General features: G+C 36.9%; 1 protein-coding gene. It reads right to left on the reverse strand.

Annotated features, from left to right (window positions below; genetic code table 11):
- On the reverse strand, window positions 1-2,465 hold a 2,465-nt coding region (locus ACLTU0_RS11690), incomplete at both ends, for a hypothetical protein (RefSeq protein ID WP_412322614.1).

Genomic DNA, 2,465 nt, shown 5'->3' on the forward strand with positions numbered 1-2,465 from the left:
GTTTATAACAGCTAAACATGGTATATGCGTTAGATGTGTTTTCACCGCTTACTGCTGAAAGTTTAAAGTCTATATATCCTAAATTGTTGAAATCAGCTTTATCTATCTCAAACGGAACTGTAATATCTTTACTTTCACCGCTCGCAAGTTGAGGTAGGGAAGTAGTGCCGAAAGTTTTGTCGGCGGTATTATTTAGCGTTACATTTATTTCGTCGGACGGTTTAGAACCGTTGTTTGTAACTGTTGCAGATGCATAATAACCGTTATCATCGTGTTTGATTTCAAAGCTCGATACATCAAGTCTTGTATCATACGGGATGGCTTTTGTGGCAGATACAGGCTTTGCATTTTCAATTCCGCGTTCAGTTACCGTAACTGTAACTTCTTCATTTTCCAAGTTGCTCGGAACTGTCCATGGTACACTGACATTTATCGAATTACCGGATTCGATTATGTTGTCAGAACTGCCCTCGTAAAGTATATTTCCGTTTTTATCCGTTACTTTTAAATCATAACCCTTTGCGTCAAGCAAACCTGTGTTCGCAATAGTGAATGTTATATCTTCCGAATAATTCGGATAAATCTTTGACGGAAGAATAATATTGCTGCCTTTAATTTCAAGAGAACTTACTGGTTCAAAGTCAATGGTTACAAGGGTGTTTTCACTGTATTTCATAGGTGAATCTGCATCGCTTTCATCAATCCATTGCTTGTAGTAGTTTGAAACAGCTGATATTTTATTATCATCAGTCATATATAGGTCAAGTTCGTCAATAACCATACCGAAATCGGTAATTTGTACCGAATTGCCGAACTTCCAATAACCGTTATTTGTGCCACGCTGATAACGTACACCGTATATTTCAGTACCGTTCTTTGTACTGTCTTGACTTAATTCTGTGTAATAAATATAAATATCTTCACCGTTGGATGTTACAATATAGTTTCCTATACTTGTGCAAAGGTCGTCATTACCTTGGAAGTTTGCACTTGTGACATTAAATGTACCGTTGTACAAGGCTTCGTAAATGCTGTTTTCATATACGTCGTCTGACATACCGAGTTCAGCTGCAGTCTTTTTATACCAATCGGCATTTTTGTTATCATCGGTCATTTCGCCGTTTTTGTATGCACTGTTTACCGTATCGGCATTAATCAAGTCTGTCATATCTCCGTTTGAATCTGCGTTAAACATTGAAGATAACATATCCGAAAGATTCATAATTTTAAACATATATCCGTTATCCAACCATGTCAGGTACAATTCACCGTTAATGTTGGTAAGTTTAGGTAATGAATTAGATATACTGTCATTTGTAATTTGTATCGGGAAATATGCTTGCCCGGTTGTTAGGTTTTGAATTTGCAGATAAAGCTCTCTGTCGTCACCTGTTTGTAAATCTTCGTCTTCATCAATAGTGTAACTTGAAATTAAATAACTTTCGTTATTTATATTTATTGTTGCCGAATTATAATCCAATGCAATAGGAGAGCTGATTGTTTTATGAGGTATCGGAATTATGGTTTCATCATAAGACTTTCCTGTGCTCATATCGTATTTTACATAGGCTATATTAGAGAATGATTTTTCAAGCTGTAATAGGTCACTGTTACTGTTGCCTAATTTTGACACATCAAGCTTGACATAGCTTATATAAAGCATATCTCCGTCAACATCAATTTGTGGATTTAAAGTAAGGTATCTGTCGTGTACAATACTGATTTCTTTGCCCATTTTGTTGGTTTTTGTATCGTATATTGCACAAGAAATACCGATTGATGAAAGCTTTTCTCTTGAAGTTTCCACACCCGCAAATGCGTCTTTAACATCGGTCCATGCGATAATAACTTTGTCACCTATCTTTTTAAGTGTGTGTATTGAATCAGGTGTACCGTCGTCTGCTACTGCTTTAGGAATAGACCAATGAGTACCGTCAAATATCGAATAATACAGAGTTGCTCCGTTGTATTCGGCACGATCTCTCGAATCGTCTATAAATGTAAGCATCTTCTTACCGTCATCAAGAGGGATAATATGAGGTCTCGTTCTGTCTGCGACATCATTTATTAATTGTTTACAGCTTACAACTTTTTCTGTTGCGGTAAGCTGAATATCATCATTTTTTCCGAAAGTAGATAAATCAGATGTGCCGTTACTGTATGGAGTTAATTTAATATCATCATCGGTCATAAGTCCGTTGAAGAAATCAAATTCAGAGGCATGCTCAAGAGTACCCCAACCTTTTGTATATTTGACTACATCTACATCAACGGAGAAGAATAATAAGTCGAATCCCACACCGCCGGCTGCCGTTATCAGTGTACCGGGCTGACCGTTTGCAAAACTCAAATCAAATTGGAATGTTGTAGCAACGTAACCTCTTGCTGAAAGTACATCGCAAAAACCTACACCTACTTGTAATTTTCCTGAAATGACAACACTTAGTGTTACATCGGTAGTGCTC

The organism is Hominilimicola sp., from assembly GCF_046972485.1.
GTDB lineage: Bacteria > Bacillota > Clostridia > UBA1381 > UBA1381 > Hominilimicola > Hominilimicola fabiformis.